This is a genomic window from Paenibacillus sp. JT31N11 (assembly GCF_056269285.1).
The window spans coordinates 401,505-418,944 of record NZ_JBWDNQ010000005.1 but is presented as its reverse complement, the minus strand read 5'-3'; the positions used below and the strand labels follow the sequence as shown (position 1 = coordinate 418,944).

Sequence of the window (17,440 nt, the reverse complement as noted above, 5' to 3'; positions counted from 1 at the left end):
TCAATTCAATACGTTATTTTTTTTGCAAGCAATTGCGCCCTATTAGGAAGATTTTTAATGATTACTTTGGCTTTTTCCGCCATGTGTCCATCGCCATAAATAGGATCTCCTACCTTGATATTGCTTCGGTACACATGATCATGTAGAACTCGTTCAAGCCCACTATTGATAGCATTATATTCAGCAGATACAAATTGGACATTCTTTCCTGCAACTCTGCCCCGCTGCCTCTGTCCGACATTTATAACGGGCAAACCCAGGTAAGGAGCTTCATGAATGCCGAGAGATGAATTTCCAATTAAGCATGCCGCATGTCTCAGCAAGGTTACAAATTCGTCTCTTGGTAAATTTTTATACATGTGGACATTTGGGTGCTCTGCATACTCTTGAAAAACTCTAGCAATATCCTGATACCCGGGATCACTGTTAGGAGCGCCTACAAATACTTGAAGTCCGGTTGCCAGGCATGCCTCAAAACATATTCTTACATCGTTAGCGCAAGTGTCCAGTTCTGAACTTAAGGGGTGATAAATAAATACGATATATTTTTCTAAAATTGCCGCATGAAATTGTTTAGCCATCTCTTGTAACGTTAACTCTGTTCCCATTCTTAATCGATCTACTCCGCCGTTACCAACGGTATAAATTCTCCATGGCTCTTCACCAAGTTTTTCAATGCGTCGTGAATGTTCTTCATGCATGGTAAGGTGAACATGGCTTAATTTGGTTGCGGCGTGACGAATCTCCTCATCAACGTCACCGCCTTCAGGGAATGTGTTGTCTCCCCCCGCTATATGGATAACAGGGACACCCATGTAAGTCCCAGCCATAGCGCCCGCTACAACCTCTTCTCTATCACCCAATATCAGCAGTAGATCTGGTTTTTCCCGTTCAAGGACATGTGCTAAACCTTGAATAAGTATACCTACGGATTTCACCTTACCGCTTGCCGTATTGGAATAAATCATGTTTTCAATTTTATCGGCAATTCGAAAGTTATCCCTCTCAATAAGTTTTACCGAGTAATCATGCAGCTCAGTGAGATGAACGCCAGAAACGATGACCCCCAAATCAAACTCCGAATCTTCCTGAAGCTCCTTCAATAATGGATATAATAGGTCATATTCCGATCGAATGCCTGTAAGGGCAAGCACTTTAATAAGACCGTCAGAACTACTTAGGATTGCTTCTGTTGTCATGACAATATCCTCAGTTTCATTGTGTATTCACGTAAGCAACAATTTCTTCAAGCCTTACATTCATTAACATATCAATAATGGATAATCCATCGATAAAGTCTCCATGAAATTGATCATACGACGGAGGTATCGACGGTTGGTAGTCAATTCTGATACCTTCCTGACGGAAAATTTCTTCATTTAGGTAAGCTTTACTACCCGTTCCGCTAATATAAATTTCTGCATTTACATCTTTGCATGCCTGCAGTACCAAATCCGCTTTCTTTGCGTTTATGTTAAGATCTGAAAGATGAATAATTTTAGTGGCAATAGACATTTTCTTGATTAAATAGGTAAAAAAAAGTTGGTTTACTTCCAAAAGCGTAGAACAATTCTGCTCATAGAGTTGAAAAAGTTCATCTCTATACATTCCCCAAAAAGGGGCTTTCGAATAGGAAGCCTGTAACGATTTCCAATGTTTTGTGGCCCAATCTCTTCCCACTATACGTTTTTCCCCAATCGTATCTGCGAGATTGCCTGTGACCGGAACCGTTAACCAGAACTGACCAGCCTTATTGCGAATTCTATTGCGGTTTTGTACACCGTTAGATTGAAATTGAACGTTGTCCATAATAATAAAAATGTCTGCTGAAGCCACCTTCTTAATATAAGGGACCCAGGGGATATATTGACTTTGATGAATAGCTGCCTTAATCATCGTAACCCTCGTTTCATTCCTTCACATAGCTGATTACCCAATGATGTGATTGACGATCATCGTATTCAAATCCAAACTTACCAATGGTAATATTTTTATTCTTAAAACAGCGATACAGCTGGTCCTGTTCGACAATCATGACAATGGCGCCTTCTTGTCCTGGGACCGTGGATTCAAAGATACTATCACCCAGAGGATTGCTGTGCCTATGGGAGAAATCGCCTATAGCCCCCATTGTACCCAGAAATATGCCGCCTGGCCGCAGGATGCGGTCTATTTCCTTGATTGCCATCTCAAGGGATGACCAGTCGTTGTAATAAAGAACTTGCCATGCAACAACGACATCAAAGAACTGATCTTCGTAGGGTATTTTTTTATCCCTTATCGAGTGCAAATGAGCGGGCATGTCCATTTTCGACAACTTATCTTTTAAATTTCTGATAGCAGTTTCACTAATTTCAACACCGTGTAATTCGAACCCTTTTTGGGCCAAATGGATCAAATTGCTGCCGCTGCCAAATCCATAGTCCAAAATTTTTGCATGTGTTTCTTTCTGAAATAGCCGGTGGCTAATTCTTACCAAGTTCTCATCTGGATAAGACAAATTGCTTTCATGGCTATTATAAATATCTTCCCATATGGAAATGTTCTTCTGTCTCGGATCATCCATTACTATCATCCCCTACTTCACGTAACTTACAATCCAGTGTTTACTATGGCGTTCTGCAAAGGAAAAATCATACATTCCTATCGTAATATTCTTGTCAGGAAAGCATTGCTGCAGATTTTCCTTCTCAAATATCATTAAGATCGCACCTTCCTGGCCCGGAACAGTTGATTCAAAAAGATTATTTCCAAGCGAGATACTATTGGAATGTGAAAAATCTCCCACAGCTCCCATTGTTCCTAAAAAAATTCCTCCAGAACGCAAAACTCTATTTATTTCATTCATAGCTTTATGAAATGTCGCCCAATCATTATAAATTAATACCTGCCAAGCGATCACAACATCAAAGGAGTCATCTTCAAATGGAATTATTCCGGATTTATCATGTTTGAGGATCGCTTCAAGTCCGGAGCGCTCCAATTTAGAGGTTACTTGCTCTATTGCACTTTCGCTGACTTCAACCCCGCTTACAGCAAAACTCTTTTTCAAGAAATGAATAAGATTAGTCCCGCTGCCAAATCCATAATCCAGTATTTTATGATGTGCTTCTTTATTTAATAAGCGATGACTAACTCTCACGAGGTATTCATTTGGGTAAAACAAATCTCCCTCTTGCTGAGAATAGAGGTTTTCCCAGATATTGATATTTTTTTCTCTGCTGTATTCTACACTATGCTCCATCACAAACCTCCAATGTTTTTACATTTCAAGCAGCCGGGTCGTTTCTTGATGAACTTGTTCTAATATATCTCTCATAAAAAAACCATTGCCGCTCCCTTTTCCGAGCAGTGCTACATTACTGAATCTTTCATTCACAATATTGTTCATTTCATTAGTTTGAACTATAAACTCGGGTGTAGGAACAGGAAATCCATCTCTCACTACCTGTACATTTTGATATAACAAACGAGAGGTGGAATTCACGATTCCCATATGCTTCAGTTCTTGAAATATCGTATTGTTCAATACATTCAAATCATCCGTCTGATCAGATAATACTTCTACGGTACATGTATACGGCGGCGACAGTTTTTCCGCACTATTTGTAATATTGGGGTATATTGTAACTCGATAACTTAACAAATCACTATCATAACAATATACGTAGTAATTCGAATCAAGAAAAGGTTGATCAATCATATAATGATGGAGCGTCATAGGTCTAAATATTGGCCGGGTGCCATTAAAGGGAATATTCGCTGCTTGCAGCAGAGGAAACGCTGAGATGGTCCAGATCAATTGGTCACAATTAATTATAGCTCCATCATCCAATTCTATAGAACGGACATTATTATTGTAACTGCCAACTGACTTTACAGATCTCCCATTCATTATTTTAACACCTGAGGATATAGCGCGATTTACGAGCATGGATATCCATTGTCCGATTCCTCTTTTATTCTGAGGATAATATTTCTTGATCGCTGAAACCCCTTCATTATAACTGCTATATGAAAGCTTCGAATCAAAGAATGGTGATTTTTTTAACTCGCGGCTCATATGTTCATCTCCAACAATAATTCTGGACAACGTAAATAAGTTCACTGCTGATGGATGAAGTTCTTCCAAAGCACAACCTGTTATCTTTTTCATAATGGGTGCAAATATATGTTTTGAAAATGTGCTGCCAAATTGCTTTTCCGTATAAGCCTTCATGTTATGTGTTTCCACACAGGCGGATTCGGTTGATAGCAACTCAGCTAGCCCTTGATTAAATAAATCTCTCGGCAATGAAGGTGCATACACATAATTATTATCGCTATACATTTTACCAAGATAGTAGTTTCCCGTTTTTAAAACATTAAAAGACTCCCAATCATTTTCTTGCAATGTACCGAAAAGTAAATTATCCAATTCCGGAATGTTGGTTTCACTGATAATATGTGTTCCTTGATCAAAGTAAACATCTTCAGAATTTTTAATAGATCTTAACAATCCTCCACATTCTTCTTCTTTCTCGATAAGATAGGTAACATATTTTTTCGAAAGCAGGATAGATGAGACTAACCCTGCAATGCCCCCCCCAACAACTACCGCTACTTTCATCGTTCTCCCCCCTACTATAGCAGTCATAATTTATAGGCAGTTAGCACTGCTTGGAATATTGATTATGCGCTTTTCCAAATCATCGGCGACAGGAGTGTTCATTTTAGGACAATGCTCATAAATGCTTAGTTTATGCAGCAACTTCCAGACCGGTCTAGTCATGATACCGTTTTTATTTGAGTCATTCAGAATAATATCTCTGGCGGCTGCATATTTCCGGTCTAAAATCAGAGTATTCAACCAATAGTTACTACTTGAAAAATCAGGCTCCCTGAATACCTGAATTCCGTCCATATCGGCAAATACTATATGATAACGAGCAGCTAAGTCTCGTTTCTTATGCAATAATTTTGGTAATTTCTCTAATTGTGCACAACCGAGTGCAGCATTTATGTTAGGCATTCGGTAATTGTATCCAATGTGATCGTGATCATATTCCCAAGGGTGAGCGACTTTAGATGTAGTCGTTAAATGCTTGGCTTTCCTTGCAATGCTTTCATCATTCGTTACGATTGCTCCGCCACCGCCAGTCGTAATGATTTTGTTACCGTTGAAACTTATAGCTGCTGTCCGGCCGAAACTGCCAGTATGGCGTCCTTTATAATAAGAGCCTAGTGACTCCGCAGCATCCTCCACTAATTCCAAGCGGTATTTTTCACATAAAATGACAAGCGGATCTAAATCCACCGAATGGCCAAATGTATGCATCGGGACAACAGCTTTTATTCTCCTGCCCGTTTTTTTGTTATAACAAGCGCCTGAACGTATTTCAGATATAGACTCTAAATAATCGGACAAAACATAAGGATCTAAGCCAAGTGTCTGATGGGAAACATCGACAAAATGTGGTATGGCTCCACAATATGAAATAGCATTAGCTGTAGCAATAAAAGTCAAAGACGGTACGAGCACTTCATCCTGCTGCTGAACATCCGCCAGCTTTAAACAGATATGAAGCGCCGCGGTCCCATTCATTACCGCTACAGCATGATTCATTCCGGTAAAAGCCGAAACTTTTTGCTCGAATAGATCTACATATTTACCAACTGATGATACCCACCCAGAATCCAAACATTCTTTTAAATAGTTCCATTCATTGCCTTCAAACGTTGGCTCGTGAAGTGCGATAAATTCGCGTCCTTCTGGGAGATTGGATTTTAATCTACTCACCACATTAGTAGAGAACTCTTCTATGTTCATATTTACCTCATATATTGTATAGATCGCTCTTATAGCGAATTAAATTTTCTTGATTTAAAAACCACTCTGTTGTTTTTTTTAAACCGTTTTTAAAACCTTCGATCCCAGCATACTCCGGTTCCCATTCAATCAATTGTTTCGCCTTCGAGTTATCGGCCCATAGACGTGTGACTTCACTTTTCTCTGGGCGTATTCGAGCATCATCCGCAATAATCTCTATTGTCCGTCCCATCACTTCAGAAATTAGTTTTACTGCATCGCCAATTGAAATTTCGTAGTTACTGCCGATATTAATTTCTTCCCCAATCGCCTGTGAGTGTGTTGCGGCAGAGATAAAACCTCTAACAGTATCCTCAACGTAATTGAAATCTCTTGTAGGATGCAAAGCACCGAGTTTTATTTCTTTAACACCAGCAGCGATTTGACTAATAACTGTCGGTATAATGGCTCTCGCAGACTGCCTTGGCCCATAAGTATTAAATGGTCGAATTATTGAAACCGGCGTATCGAATGACCTATAGAAAGACAACGCCAGTTGGTCAGCACCGATTTTAGATGCAGAATAAGGAGACTGTCCTTGGAGCGGATGGTTTTCTGTAATGGGCACAAACTGAGCTGTCCCATAGACTTCGCTAGTTGAAGTATGGATTATATGAGATACATTTAACTCCTGTGCAGCCTGCAGGATATTAAGTGTCCCCTTAATATTGGTGTCAATGTAGGTGTCCGGTGAATGATATGAATAAGGAATAGCGATCAGTGCAGCAAGATGAAAAACCATCTCACAACCCTCCATAGCCCGCTTTACTCCATATGGATCACGCACGTCGCCAGCAAACACTTCGAAATTCCCCTTGACATCCTCGGCACAATGATCCAGCCATCCCCATGTATTAAAGGAATTGTATAATACAAAAGCGCGAACATCGTAACCTTCCCGGACTAATGCCTCTGTCAAATGAGAACCAATAAATCCATCAGCACCGGTTATAAGAACTTTCTTGTTCTTTGCCATTCCATATATACCCCTGTCGTATTCAGCTTGTTGCCAGTTTAAATTCATTGCGAACCTTCATTATATTTGCTGCCTCATACACAATTTGACTTAGTTCTGGTAAGCGGGCTTGTATGCTCGAAATAAGCGTACCCAATATGCTATCAAACAAGTCCGCTTTCTTTATTATATTATTTTCCTTTTCCATTTCGGGACGATCACGGTCGAAATTACGAATTTCATACATAAAAACTGTTGTAATTAAAGTTATAAACGGTGCACTGCTTACTACGATCTCCCAGATGTCTTCAATATCCACCATCGTATCTAAACATTTCTTAGGCTTCGTTCTACTTTGAAGCTTCAGTTCCTTCAGTTTGTTTTCCATTCGTTTCAGATTCAATTCCAGCTTATTGAGTTCTTCTGGCATGTTAAATAAGCGCTCATACATTTTTTTTATACGTATCTCATTATAAGGTTGTAAATATTGAGCCATACTTTCTATCATAAAATCCGGAGGAATAATGACGTCTGCTAACTCATCAAGAACCTGCTCTAATGAACGCCATTCCGTATACTTGATGGCAGCTCCCCTTTGGGAAGTATTAATAAATTTTACATTTGGATGCTCAGAAAGTAAATCTTCAATATCCCTTAATGTAATGAACATCGCATTCGAAGATCGATTCATTGTGCCCTGAACGTTTTTCACAGTAAGCTCAGCGTTCCGAATCTCCTTATCGATATTTTCTTGTTTCGCATGAATTGCACCTACGGCATATTTCTTTTCGCCAGAATAAGATAAATCCTGCCCGGTAAATACTATATTGCTACACCCCATGTATATAGCTGCTCGAATAGCAATTCCTGAAACAGAATGATTGACACCAAAAACCGGATCTTCATCAGTAAGTCCTGCCATATATCGAGTTACGAGATCGTTATTCAAGAATAAGTGAAATAACCGATTATTGTTTTCAATAATTTTGTACTGCACCTGTGGAGCAAATAAAAAAGGGATATCCTGAATATCCTGATTCTTAAATGCAGCATAATTGCTATCTGATCCATCCATTGAGACAATTAAATGAGGATCTATACCAAAATGCTTTAAAGACTGAATAGCGGTGCCTGCTGCGATAATGAGTGCATGACTTTTCAATTTACGCAATTGCTCAATATCCTCCTCCAAGGAAGGCCCTGCTCCTACTATTACGGCTGTCACACCTTCCATAGTCCCTTTCAGGCCTTCTATAGAGGGTGTATTTAAAATCTGCGAAAAGTTATTCAAGCGATTTTGAATCCACTGCATCCCAAAAATCCTGTATGTGGCCACAGAGGAAATATAATCCAGAACAGCCGTTTTAGCATCTTCAACAAATACTTTCTTTTTTGCAGGACTCCATTGATCGTAAAAAGGAATGGATAAAACTTCCGTTTCCCCCTTGGCTAGCGTAAAAAAGCGATAAAACACTCCCTCCCTCCGTCTCTTATCATCACCTACAAAAAATTCTTTAATATGAAGCTTGGAGAATACTTCCCCAATATCGATTGCTCTCATCGCAGCAAGCAAAAACTGCTCATCCGGTTCCATTATTACCAGTTGAAGATGGGGATATTGTTGACATAATTGAACTAAATGGGCACCCAGACCAAATCCATATACGATGACATTTGATTTCTCATTCAAGTTCACTCTTATTGACTGTTTCCATCGTTCAATTTCATGATATTGGTCGTAATTACTATAAAAAAAGCTCATATTTCCATTGAATGTATAGGTATAAATATTGGATTGGCCGTTTATCGACCTCGTAACTTGAAATTTTTCACGATCCCATTTCAAATCCTTAACAACGCTATAAACATCCGGATAATGTTGCTGAAGATAAAGCAAATTTTCAGAGAATCTCTGTTTAACAACTGATGTCTCCTCCCCCAGTGCTGAAGACAAGCCCATAAATAAAGGGGACAACTCATAACGGATAGAGTCGGCAGCATGAATATAAGCTTCTTCATCCATATATTGGTTTAAAGCCTTGAACTTTTGCTCCATCTCGGAAATAAATTGTCCCAAAACTATATGAAGATAGGAGTTTCCATCTGTGTTTTCCAGTTCAAAGCGGATGTCTTTCGATAATTTATATAAATCGTTCATCGCTTGTAATAATTGACTAAATTCCTGCCAGGTACCCTCAGTAACGTGAACGTATAGTTGCTCGGCCATATAATCACATGCTTCAATCAGGTTGAGTAGAAAAACTCTCAATTCATCCAGTGTAAGATCCAATTCAATTGTCGCACTAGTCATAAGCCATACCTCCAGGTGTTCAATTCATAATTAACAAAGATAAATCCAGTCTTGCCGATTCATAGAACGACGGCATGACTCAGGATGCTTGCTTCATTATTTTCTCTTGTCAAGCAGAAAACCTTCATATGCTCCTTGTTGATCGTAAGCGACTCTTTGTTTCTTAAAAATATTTAGACGATTTATTCCCTCCGCAGCCTCACTTTTCAGCCGCTGCATTTGCTTCCATATCATTGATTCGTACTTTAAAATCTCTTGCAGGTACTGCTTTTCTGATAGAGTCAGTTCTCTTTGAGCAATTAAATCCATAACGCTTTGACGTAGATCTACCAATTTTTCATAACGTTCATAAGTAATAGATGGATCATATTGGCTTAATGTACAGCTTTCCGCCAAGAGTTGCTCTAGTAATTTATCCATTATAATTATGACTTGTCTGATTAGATGATTTGGCCGCGACTAACCAGGCTTCCTTCAAATCTGTCAAATAAGAAAGCACTTCACTCGCTGCTTCTGACCTTTTACTTATATTTGCTTGAATGAGTTGATGTAACATATACTCATAAATTTGCAGCAGTTGTCTGGATATCGGGTATTGACTGTTTAAAGATGCAATCAACTCATTGATAACGGTTTGAGCTCTAATCAGATAATGATTGGCGTTTTGAATATCTTTCTTGTTTATAGCCTCAATACCTTGCTTGACAAAACGTATTGCTCCATCGTACAGCATAATGATCAGTTGTCCCGGTGATGCCGTCTGAACAGAGGATTGCTGATATTTCTGATATGGTGTCGGGATCATCTTTTCACTCCTCTTATTGCGAAGCACCGAATAGACTTGACGCCTGCGCATTATAACGATTCATTGCTGTTTCCATAGCCGTAAATTGCTTATAATAGTTATTCTCGATATCTGCCAATCGATCGGTCAGATTGCTCATTCTGGTATCTATATCTCTAAGCTGGTTCCCTAACAAACTGGTCGATGAAAATGCGGCGTTGGCATCCGTACTATATTTGGATGTTCCCGCTTTCTGATTCATACCATCAAGTGCTGCCATAATATCATTTGATAAACGATTGAATAAACCATTATCCGGAGTAGTGGCCGACGATTTCTTCGCCGGGTCTGTTTCCTTTGTTTGCTGCGTGAAAAATTTCATGACTTCATCAGGGTTTGCTTCAATGGCTGCCCGAAGCTTGTTCTCGTCCTGGATGACAAGCTTACCGCGGCTGGTGTAGTCACCCGTGGTAATTCCCAACGATGTCAAATTGACTTTCTTGCCATCAATCACTACATCCGTGATGGATGAGAGCCGCATGCTGCTGATCGCTTGGGAAAGAGTGGAGTCGTTGTACAATAATCCGCTTTTTGCTTTGCCTTCCCATAATTTAATTTCGTCATCGCTCATGCCGGTTCGCTGTTCATCAGTCAGCGGAGGGTATTTGAGATAACGTTGTTCATTCAGTTTGCCATTGACCGTATCAAGCAAGGAATTATAATCAGCAATAAATGATTTAATGGTCTCCAGTGTTTTATCCGTATTGCCGGTCACATTCAATGTCGTCGCTGCGCCGCCTGAGACAGCCTTCAATGTAATGGCGACACCGTTCTCTGTGAATGTATTGCTGGAGCGCGTGGTAGCAATCCCATTGATCTTAACTTCAGCATCCGCCCCAGCTGAAGCCGTTGTTAAATTGAATCTTCCAAGCACATCCCCCGAGACAGCAACTGCGCTGGCAGCACCAGACGTCTTTGATGTAATGGACATCTTACCGGTTGTGCTATCCAGAAACGCATTGACATTGGCTCCACTATTTCCGTTAATTTTTTTTACTAAACTCGCCAAAGTATCGGTATTTTCATCGAACGTAATTTTGCTCCCGTTTATAGTGATACTTTGGTCTGAAGAATCATAGTTGACGGCTCCTCCGTCTTTGAGCGCTTTAAGCGTGAGACTTGTATCTACTGGCCCCGTACCGGCTCCGCTTGACAAAGATGCCGCACTGGCAAGCTTCGTGACCTCTATAGTCAAAGAACCATCTGTAGCTCCCGAAATAGTTGTTGCACCCACTGCATTTGTATTACCAGTAATATTGACTTGTTTGGCGCTCATTTGATCACTCATGCCATAATTGAATAACTTATTGTTTCGAAAATCCACCATTTTAATATTAATATCCCGATATTGCTCCTGCTGCCACTCCACCACTGTTCGTTGTTGGGAGAGTTTATCAAGCGGCGCACGCTGGGCTTTCATTAATTCCTTGACCATTGCATCGATATCCAAACCTGAGGCAAAACCTGAAATTCTCATACAAACCCCCCTTAAATTTTCTCGTCGATAAGGATTCCATTAATCTCCATAAACTTCGCAACTAAATCCAACGTTTTCTCTGGTGGAATCTCTCTTATTAACTCACCGGTATCTTTATTCAACACTTTAATCGTGATGGTATTCGTTGCCTTGTGTACCGACATTTCAAATGATGTGTCATGCCCTTGGATGACCTTGAGTGCACGCTCAATATTTTTGACCGTCTGCTCATCTCCGGTAGTCACCTTAACACCTGTCAGTTCTGCTTTCGTTAATGCTCTTACCGAATTAATTTGACTCACGTTTTCTATTGATTTCAATTGCCCTTGTCCGCTATCAGTTAAATTTCTCTCTGGTGTATAACTTGTTGTCGTGTTTGCAGAATGAATGTTCATCGACATATTGGCACCCCGCCTCAAGTTTCGTTCTTATTGTTTATATCGGAATTATTCCGCAGCATTATTAGATTATTTGCACAAAAAAAGAGACTCTGGAACTTCCAGAGCCTCTCAGTTTATTATTGTTATTAACGAAGCAAGGAAAGAACGCCTTGCGGTTGCGAATTGGCTTGAGCCAGCATCGCTTGCGAAGCCTGAAGCAGAATATTGTTTTTCGTGAGGTTCACCATTTCAGAAGCCATGTCTGTATCACGGATACGGGACTCGGATGCTGTAAGGTTCTCAACCGTTGTACCCAGGTTATTGGACGTATACTCCAAACGGTTTTGTTTTGCTCCCAATTTGGCCCGCTCTGTCGAAGTGTTCTTAATTGCCGTTTCGATAGCCGATAAAGTTGATGCACTGGTCAATTGAGTAATCCCTGTTGTTGAAATAGCAGCGATCGTAATCGTTTGAGTAGCATCATCGCTTTGGATTGTTGCTCCAGCAGTAATATTGATGCCATTAAATTTTGTATTGCTGATAATGCTATCGATTTGAGCACCCAATTGAGACAGTTCCTGGTTGATGTTGGCCTTGTCGCCGCTAGAATAGGTTCCATTCTCTTTCTGAACGTTCAACTCTTTCATCCGGGTCAGCATGGAGCTAACTTCATTCATTGCGCCCTCAGCTGTTTGAGCAAACGAGATACCGTCTTGAACGTTGCGCTGTGCCTGTTCTAGACCACGGATTTGACCGCGCATTTTTTCGGATACCGCAAGGCCTGCAGCATCATCTGCCGCGCGATTAATGCGAAGACCCGAAGACAGTTTCTCCATCGATTTGCCTGCTGCCGTATTGTTCAATGTCATGTTGCGGTGTGTGTTTAGAGCCGTAATGTTGTGATTAATACGCATTTTTAATTTCCTCCCTGAAATGGTTTTTTACCACATCCTTGTGGTAAACCGTGATAAGGTCGATCGCCCTTAACCAGTTCTATTACCTATATCGGTAAGAAACCGTTACTCTATTATACCAATTGCATATTTTCTATTTGTTTTTTCTGGCTCAATCTAAAATTAGCGTTTGATCTTTTCAGTTCATTAACCAAAGTCGACTGCATTTTACTAAAATGCCAGCTTTGCAGCCTTCACCATTACATGTGAAGCAGTGCCGACGCTGGTAAGCTTTGATACGATTGTTCTCCTTGATCTATCTTATTCGAATTCGGCAACCGCTAATTTTGGTATTGAGCCTTTTTCTATCTTCCTTTTAAAAATTGAATATTAATGGGATTTGCAGCTGGCACTTAGTGATTTGTTCAATTAATAAACAACATAAAAAAAGAGGTCTTGAAATTCTCAAGACCCCTCGCTTTATTATAATATTAACGAAGCAAGGAAAGCACGCCTTGCGGCTGCGAGTTGGCTTGAGCCAGCATCGCTTGGGAAGCTTGAAGAAGAATATTGTTCTTCGTGAGATTAACCATTTCAGAAGCCATGTCTGTATCACGGATACGGGACTCGGATGCTGTAAGGTTCTCAACCGTTGTACCCAGGTTATTGGATGTGTATTCCAAACGGTTTTGTTTCGCACCCAATTTTGCGCGTTCCGTCGAAGTGTTTTTGATTGCTGTTTCGATACCCGTTAATGACGTTGTACTATCCAAACCCTTAATTCCGGATGTAGTAACAGCAGATATCGTTATCTGTTGAGAAGCATCATCGCTTTGGATCGTTGCACCGGAAGTAATATTGATACCATTGAACTTCGTATCGTCAATAATGCTATCGATTTGTTCTCCCAATTGATTCAGCTCTTGATCGATGTTGTCCTTGTCGCCCGAAGAGTAGGTTCCATTCGCTTTCTGAACATTCAACTCTTTCATTCGGGTCAGCATGGAGCTAACTTCATTCATTGCGCCCTCAGCTGTTTGAACATACGAGATACCGTCTTGAACGTTGCGCTGTGCCTGTTCCAGACCACGGATTTGACCGCGCATTTTCTCGGATACCGCAAGGCCTGCAGCATCATCAGCCGCACGGTTGATGCGAAGACCCGAAGACAGTTTCTCCATCGATTTGCCTGCTGCCGTATTGTTCAATGTCATGTTGCGGTGTGTGTTTAGAGCCGTAATGTTGTGATTAATACGCATTTTAATTTCCTCCCTGAAATGGTTTTTTACCACATCCATGTGGTAAACCGTGATAAGGTTGAGCGTCCTTAACCGATTCTATTAACCTATATCGGTAATAAAACGCTACTCTGTTATAGCAATTAGTATTTTCTTTAGATTTTTAAGCTTGTTTTTTTAAACTTTGATATTCTCATACAGGCGGTTGATTCCATTTGGTCAAAGGGCGACAATTAACCCTATCAATAATTAAAGAGTATAAAAAAAAGAGCTCTGGAAATCCCAGAGCCTTCTACTTGAATATGAATTAACGGAGCAAGGAAAGTACGCCTTGCGGCTGCGAGTTGGCTTGAGCCAGCATCGCTTGCGAAGCTTGAAGCAGAATATTGTTCTTCGTGAGGTTCACCATTTCAGAAGCCATGTCTGTATCACGGATACGGGACTCGGACGCTGTAAGGTTCTCAACCGTTGTGCCCAGGTTGTTGGATGTGTATTCCAAACGGTTTTGTTTCGCACCCAATTTTGCGCGTTCCGTCGAAGTGTTTTTGATTGCTGTTTCGATATTTGTTAATGTGGCCGAACTAGTCAAGCTCTTAATTCCTGATGTAGCAACACCAGAAATCGTTATCTGTTGAGAAGCATCATCGCTTTGGATCGTTGCACCGGAAGTAATATTGATACCATTGAATTTCGTATCGTCAATAATACTATCGATTTGTTCACCCAATTGATCCAGCTCTTGATCGATGTTGTCCTTGTCGCCGGAAGAATAGGTTCCATTCGCCTTCTGAACATTCAACTCTTTCATACGGGTCAGCATGGAGCTAACTTCATTCATTGCGCCCTCAGCCGTTTGAACATACGAGATACCATCTTGAACGTTGCGCTGCGCTTGTTCCAGACCCCGGATTTGACCGCGCATTTTCTCGGATACCGCCAGGCCGGCAGCATCGTCGGCCGCACGGTTGATGCGAAGACCCGAAGACAGTTTCTCCATCGATTTGCCTGCTGCCGTATTGTTCAATGTCATGTTGCGGTGTGTGTTTAGAGCTGTAATGTTGTGATTAATACGCATTTTAATTTCCTCCCTGAAATGGTTTTTTACCACATCCTTGTGGTAAACCGTGATAAGGTCGATCACCCTTAACCGATTCTATTATCTATATCGGCAGGAAAGCGCTGCTCTGTTAGAGCAATCCGTTATTTTTATGTTTTCTTCATCTTGTCTTTCAATACCTGAATATCCATCGTATGGGCAGCTGATTCTCTATTGGTCTGTTCGATCATGGTATAAATTTCTTTTCGTAAAATCTCCACATCCCGAGGTGCGTTAAATCCCAACTTTATCGTATCCGCATTCACTTCAAGAATCGTAATTTCAATATCATCTTGAATAATAATGGATTCACCCTTCTTACGCGAAAGAACAAGCATGAAAGCACCTCCTCTATCATTTCTCCGCAGTTGCAAATAACGGATGTCTGGTCATGTATGATGTTCTGCCCAGAACAACCTGCTTGGCAACCCGACGTCTGGTATTAAATACGACTGGTGCGACTAAATTAATTGTTGCCGAATCAAGACTGTTATCTATATTAATAATGGACCGCACCATCACCTGCTCAATGGAATCTACGTCCAGCTCCGCAAGTGCAGAACTCGGAATCTCAAAATCATATTCGGGATAAAAAAGAAACGGATCAGCAATCAGGAAGCTTAGCTTCTCATCAGTAACCGATTGTAAAAAAGCAAACGGTTGATCATCTTCTGGAGCAATAACAACAAAACCGGTATGATCCTCAAACCCTGGAATGCCTTTTGTGAAAATATAGATATCCTCTTTCGAAACGTTTATTTCGCCGAAGCGGCTCGTTCGCAGCTGCATGAATTTACTCACACTCCATTCTGATGACATCTTATCGAATTCGAAAGAAAAAAGCTATAGAATGAAACCGATTCCGGTTCTCTATAGCTTAAGCTTATTACTGATAATCACACTACCTAAACCAGCATGTCCAAATTCGCCACTTGAAAGCGTACGGATGCATACTGCTCCATATATACATTAATCTTGCCTCGCTGATATTCAATATCCGGCTTATGAGTTTGTACCTGTATATCTACACCCCCGACGTCAACCTGAACATCCGCGTAATGAGGGGTTATATATACATCTACATTTTTGTATGATGCAGGGCCGAATACTTCAACACTTGAAGGCCCTTCCAGCATACCCTCCAGTGCAATATCCGGAACAGGATCCTCCTTATTCCGCAGATCACCCATTCTGTTTCCTTTTTCCACAATGAGCGCAATTCCCTGCAGAGCGATATCCGGCATCTGCGAATATATGCGATTGATGAATTCGGTCGGCTTGCCGCCATTGAACGCCGCCCACATCCGGTCCGAGTCAATTTCTATCGAAGCCATCTGCGAATGTGTGTTCATTTGTGCGGGTGTCGAGTTTATTTGCATCTCTGCCTGCTGGGTCTGTATATCATACTGACCTGGCTGCGTCTCAATGCCAATTCGTCCTTTCACCGATTCCGCCTGGATATATGGCAGTTTCATTCAAACCCACCCTCTATCGAAGGAAATCTACCAGCGACGGCGAAATAACTTTGGCTCCAACGGACAAGGAAGCCTGATAAATATTTTCATTAACTTTAGAGTCGATCAGCAGCTTGTCGTAATCTGCATCTTCTACCTTGGATTGCATAGATGTCAGATTAAGACCCAAATCATCCAGGCGGTTTTGCATCAATTCCACACGATTGACTCTGGCGCCTATCTCGGAGGCGGCGTTGAGTACCTTGTTCGTTCTTGAATCCAGGTTATCCAATTGGGCTGATGTACCAGCGTAATCACCAGAAGACAAAGAAGAGATGATGTTATCCAGTACAGTGAACACATTGTCTGCATCGCCGGGATTACCGAAAACTTCGTTTCCTGAAACGTTAACCGGCAGTACAACTCCAACACCAATCGCATAAGAGACATCGCCGCCATCCGTAACAACAGCCTTGGCATCGAATCCTGCTGCGGTATCATCATAGGGCTTTTTATCATAGGTTTGACCATTAAAAACATATTTACCATTCACTTTGCTATTTCCGATATCAATAATCTGATCCTTTAATTGAATGACCTCATCTCTGATATTATCAAGAGCCACTTGAGGGTTCGTTCCCGTGGAACCTTGTACAACAAGCTCTTTTACCCTTTTCAGAACATCTCCCGCCTGATTCAGCACGGTATCGTTAAAATCCAGCCAAGAATGGGCGGAGTCCGCGTTCTTCTGGTATTGCTCATTAGATGCGAGCTCCCCGCGGTAACGCAATGCATAGGTGATACCGACTGGATCATCCGATGCTTTATTGATCTTACGGCCTGTTGTCAACTGATCCTGCAAACCTTCCATCTGGGAGAGGTTGCGGTTCAGGTTGCGCGAGAGCTGCATTTGCATCATGCTTTGAGTGACTCGCAGTGACATT

19 protein-coding genes are annotated in these 17,440 nt (G+C 41.1%); all 19 read right to left on the bottom strand.

The features are described from left to right. Window positions 1-5 precede the first annotated feature (5 nt). Window positions 6-1,199 (bottom strand): UDP-N-acetylglucosamine 2-epimerase, encoded by a 1,194-nt coding sequence (neuC, locus tag AC0YNV_RS20445; RefSeq protein ID WP_475769661.1) that lies wholly within the window; start codon window positions 1,197-1,199, stop codon window positions 6-8. Window positions 1,200-1,215: 16 nt separating this feature from the next. After that, complete coding sequence (locus AC0YNV_RS20440) at window positions 1,216-1,896, bottom strand: WbqC family protein (protein WP_475769660.1); 681 nt, start codon at window positions 1,894-1,896, stop codon at window positions 1,216-1,218. Window positions 1,897-1,909: 13 nt separating this feature from the next. Next, entirely contained in the window at window positions 1,910-2,566 is a 657-nt protein-coding gene (locus tag AC0YNV_RS20435; RefSeq protein WP_475769659.1) for a class I SAM-dependent methyltransferase, read from the bottom strand. A 12-nt stretch (window positions 2,567-2,578) separates the two neighbouring features. Beyond that, window positions 2,579-3,244: a class I SAM-dependent methyltransferase gene (locus AC0YNV_RS20430; RefSeq protein WP_475769658.1), complete on the bottom strand. Its 666-nt coding sequence runs from the start codon at window positions 3,242-3,244 to the stop codon at window positions 2,579-2,581. A gap of 18 nt (window positions 3,245-3,262) precedes the next feature. Beyond that, window positions 3,263-4,609: an NAD(P)-binding protein gene (locus AC0YNV_RS20425; protein ID WP_475769657.1), complete on the bottom strand. Its 1,347-nt coding sequence runs from the start codon at window positions 4,607-4,609 to the stop codon at window positions 3,263-3,265. A 30-nt stretch (window positions 4,610-4,639) separates the two neighbouring features. Beyond that, window positions 4,640-5,809, bottom strand: a complete 1,170-nt coding sequence (locus AC0YNV_RS20420) for a LegC family aminotransferase (protein ID WP_475769656.1) — start codon at window positions 5,807-5,809, stop codon at window positions 4,640-4,642. A 7-nt stretch (window positions 5,810-5,816) separates the two neighbouring features. After that, complete coding sequence (locus AC0YNV_RS20415; RefSeq protein WP_475769655.1) at window positions 5,817-6,824, bottom strand: NAD-dependent 4,6-dehydratase LegB; 1,008 nt, start codon at window positions 6,822-6,824, stop codon at window positions 5,817-5,819. Between the two features lie 22 nt (window positions 6,825-6,846). Next, window positions 6,847-9,114 carry a motility associated factor glycosyltransferase family protein gene (locus AC0YNV_RS20410; RefSeq protein WP_475769654.1) on the bottom strand — a complete coding sequence of 756 codons (2,268 nt, stop codon included), beginning with the start codon at window positions 9,112-9,114 and terminating at the stop codon, window positions 6,847-6,849. Between the two features lie 96 nt (window positions 9,115-9,210). Next, on the bottom strand, window positions 9,211-9,534 hold the full coding sequence (locus tag AC0YNV_RS20405; protein WP_475769653.1) for a hypothetical protein: 324 nt from the start codon (window positions 9,532-9,534) through the stop codon (window positions 9,211-9,213). Beyond that, window positions 9,527-9,919: a flagellar export chaperone FliS gene (gene fliS / locus AC0YNV_RS20400; protein ID WP_475769652.1), complete on the bottom strand. Its 393-nt coding sequence runs from the start codon at window positions 9,917-9,919 to the stop codon at window positions 9,527-9,529. Before fliS ends, AC0YNV_RS20405 begins: the two co-directional genes overlap by 8 nt. Before the next feature lie 13 nt (window positions 9,920-9,932). Further along, window positions 9,933-11,435 carry a flagellar filament capping protein FliD gene (fliD, locus tag AC0YNV_RS20395; RefSeq protein WP_475769651.1) on the bottom strand — a complete coding sequence of 501 codons (1,503 nt, stop codon included), beginning with the start codon at window positions 11,433-11,435 and terminating at the stop codon, window positions 9,933-9,935. 11 nt (window positions 11,436-11,446) lie between these two features. Continuing rightward, on the bottom strand, window positions 11,447-11,836 hold the full coding sequence (locus AC0YNV_RS20390; protein WP_475769650.1) for a flagellar protein FlaG: 390 nt from the start codon (window positions 11,834-11,836) through the stop codon (window positions 11,447-11,449). Window positions 11,837-11,961: 125 nt separating this feature from the next. After that, the gene (locus AC0YNV_RS20385; RefSeq protein WP_210039003.1) at window positions 11,962-12,729 is read right to left on the bottom strand and encodes a flagellin N-terminal helical domain-containing protein; all 768 of its coding nucleotides are present in this window, start codon (window positions 12,727-12,729) and stop codon (window positions 11,962-11,964) included. A 470-nt stretch (window positions 12,730-13,199) separates the two neighbouring features. Next, a complete protein-coding gene (locus tag AC0YNV_RS20380) occupies window positions 13,200-13,967 on the bottom strand; it encodes a flagellin N-terminal helical domain-containing protein (RefSeq protein WP_475769701.1) in 768 nt (255 codons plus the stop codon). 286 nt (window positions 13,968-14,253) lie between these two features. Then, window positions 14,254-15,021 carry a flagellin N-terminal helical domain-containing protein gene (locus tag AC0YNV_RS20375; protein ID WP_210039005.1) on the bottom strand — a complete coding sequence of 256 codons (768 nt, stop codon included), beginning with the start codon at window positions 15,019-15,021 and terminating at the stop codon, window positions 14,254-14,256. 131 nt (window positions 15,022-15,152) lie between these two features. Continuing rightward, on the bottom strand, window positions 15,153-15,380 hold the full coding sequence (csrA, locus tag AC0YNV_RS20370; protein ID WP_475769649.1) for a carbon storage regulator CsrA: 228 nt from the start codon (window positions 15,378-15,380) through the stop codon (window positions 15,153-15,155). 16 nt (window positions 15,381-15,396) lie between these two features. Then, entirely contained in the window at window positions 15,397-15,831 is a 435-nt protein-coding gene (gene fliW / locus AC0YNV_RS20365) for a flagellar assembly protein FliW (RefSeq protein WP_475769648.1), read from the bottom strand. A 116-nt stretch (window positions 15,832-15,947) separates the two neighbouring features. Beyond that, the gene (locus tag AC0YNV_RS20360) at window positions 15,948-16,517 is read right to left on the bottom strand and encodes a DUF6470 family protein (protein WP_475769647.1); all 570 of its coding nucleotides are present in this window, start codon (window positions 16,515-16,517) and stop codon (window positions 15,948-15,950) included. A 13-nt stretch (window positions 16,518-16,530) separates the two neighbouring features. Further along, window positions 16,531-17,439 carry a flagellar hook-associated protein FlgL gene (flgL, locus tag AC0YNV_RS20355; RefSeq protein ID WP_475769646.1) on the bottom strand — a complete coding sequence of 303 codons (909 nt, stop codon included), beginning with the start codon at window positions 17,437-17,439 and terminating at the stop codon, window positions 16,531-16,533. Window position 17,440 lies beyond the last annotated feature (1 nt).

Bases quoted from the DNA above. Each gene is read 5' to 3' on its own strand.
- neuC (WP_475769661.1), bottom strand. From the start codon at position 1,199: ATGACAACAGAAGCAATCCTAAGTAGTTCTGACGGTCTTATTAAAGTG.
- AC0YNV_RS20435 (WP_475769659.1), bottom strand. From the start codon at position 2,566: ATGGATGATCCGAGACAGAAGAACATTTCCATATGGGAAGATATTTAT.
- AC0YNV_RS20415 (WP_475769655.1), bottom strand. From the start codon at position 6,824: ATGGCAAAGAACAAGAAAGTTCTTATAACCGGTGCTGATGGATTTATT.
- AC0YNV_RS20390 (WP_475769650.1), bottom strand. From the start codon at position 11,836: ATGTCGATGAACATTCATTCTGCAAACACGACAACAAGTTATACACCA.
- fliD (WP_475769651.1), bottom strand. From the start codon at position 11,435: ATGAGAATTTCAGGTTTTGCCTCAGGTTTGGATATCGATGCAATGGTC.
- fliS (WP_475769652.1), bottom strand. From the start codon at position 9,919: ATGATCCCGACACCATATCAGAAATATCAGCAATCCTCTGTTCAGACG.
- AC0YNV_RS20375 (WP_210039005.1), bottom strand. From the start codon at position 15,021: ATGCGTATTAATCACAACATTACAGCTCTAAACACACACCGCAACATG.
- AC0YNV_RS20440 (WP_475769660.1), bottom strand. From the start codon at position 1,896: ATGATTAAGGCAGCTATTCATCAAAGTCAATATATCCCCTGGGTCCCT.
- AC0YNV_RS20380 (WP_475769701.1), bottom strand. From the start codon at position 13,967: ATGCGTATTAATCACAACATTACGGCTCTAAACACACACCGCAACATG.
- AC0YNV_RS20385 (WP_210039003.1), bottom strand. From the start codon at position 12,729: ATGCGTATTAATCACAACATTACGGCTCTAAACACACACCGCAACATG.
- AC0YNV_RS20360 (WP_475769647.1), bottom strand. From the start codon at position 16,517: ATGAAACTGCCATATATCCAGGCGGAATCGGTGAAAGGACGAATTGGC.
- AC0YNV_RS20420 (WP_475769656.1), bottom strand. From the start codon at position 5,809: ATGAACATAGAAGAGTTCTCTACTAATGTGGTGAGTAGATTAAAATCC.
- AC0YNV_RS20410 (WP_475769654.1), bottom strand. From the start codon at position 9,114: ATGACTAGTGCGACAATTGAATTGGATCTTACACTGGATGAATTGAGA.
- AC0YNV_RS20425 (WP_475769657.1), bottom strand. From the start codon at position 4,609: ATGAAAGTAGCGGTAGTTGTTGGGGGGGGCATTGCAGGGTTAGTCTCA.
- AC0YNV_RS20405 (WP_475769653.1), bottom strand. From the start codon at position 9,534: ATGGATAAATTACTAGAGCAACTCTTGGCGGAAAGCTGTACATTAAGC.
- fliW (WP_475769648.1), bottom strand. From the start codon at position 15,831: ATGCAGCTGCGAACGAGCCGCTTCGGCGAAATAAACGTTTCGAAAGAG.
- flgL (WP_475769646.1), bottom strand. From the start codon at position 17,439: ATGTCACTGCGAGTCACTCAAAGCATGATGCAAATGCAGCTCTCGCGC.
- csrA (WP_475769649.1), bottom strand. From the start codon at position 15,380: ATGCTTGTTCTTTCGCGTAAGAAGGGTGAATCCATTATTATTCAAGAT.
- AC0YNV_RS20430 (WP_475769658.1), bottom strand. From the start codon at position 3,244: ATGGAGCATAGTGTAGAATACAGCAGAGAAAAAAATATCAATATCTGG.